Raw genomic sequence first — 509 nt, forward strand, 5'->3', positions numbered from 1 at the left:
CTAGTTTACTATAATTTAGGTATTTTATTAATTGCTTTTCTATTAATTCAAATGAATGATTTCTACAAATAAATATATTTATTTTTTTTAAATTACTGCTGTAATCAATATTATTAATATTTTTAGAATATATATTATCCTGTAATTTAACTTCTTTAAGCATTATTTATCCTTTCAAATTCTTTATAATTTTTAATATATTCATTTTTATTATATTTGCAATCAGATACAACTACAAGTATTGATTTTTGACTAAAATTATACATCGATTTCCAAGTTTTATTTTTTAAGTATATATTATTTTGATTATTTAAATTAAATTTATTATTTATATTTTTATAAAAATATTCAATTTCGCATGTACCTAGTGGCATTTGAAAAATAAATGATGATTCGATATTTGCATGATTTCCTCTTGGGGATGTATTATTTAAATTATACATATAAAAAACTCTCTTGGGTACAAATATTTGCTTATCTATTAATAAATTAAACATGCTATTATTTAT

At 17.9% G+C, this 509-nt stretch carries 1 protein-coding gene; it reads right to left on the bottom strand.

What is annotated here, in order from left to right; translation table 11 throughout:
• Window positions 1–155 precede the first annotated feature (155 nt).
• Window positions 156–509, bottom strand: a 354-nt coding sequence (locus KJQ99_RS09605; protein ID WP_214150697.1) for a WxcM-like domain-containing protein, incomplete at its 5' end; no start/stop codon positions are given.

It is taken from the genome of Campylobacter sp. 2018MI13 (genome assembly GCF_018501135.1).
In the GTDB taxonomy this organism is placed as follows: Bacteria; Campylobacterota; Campylobacteria; order Campylobacterales; family Campylobacteraceae; genus Campylobacter_E.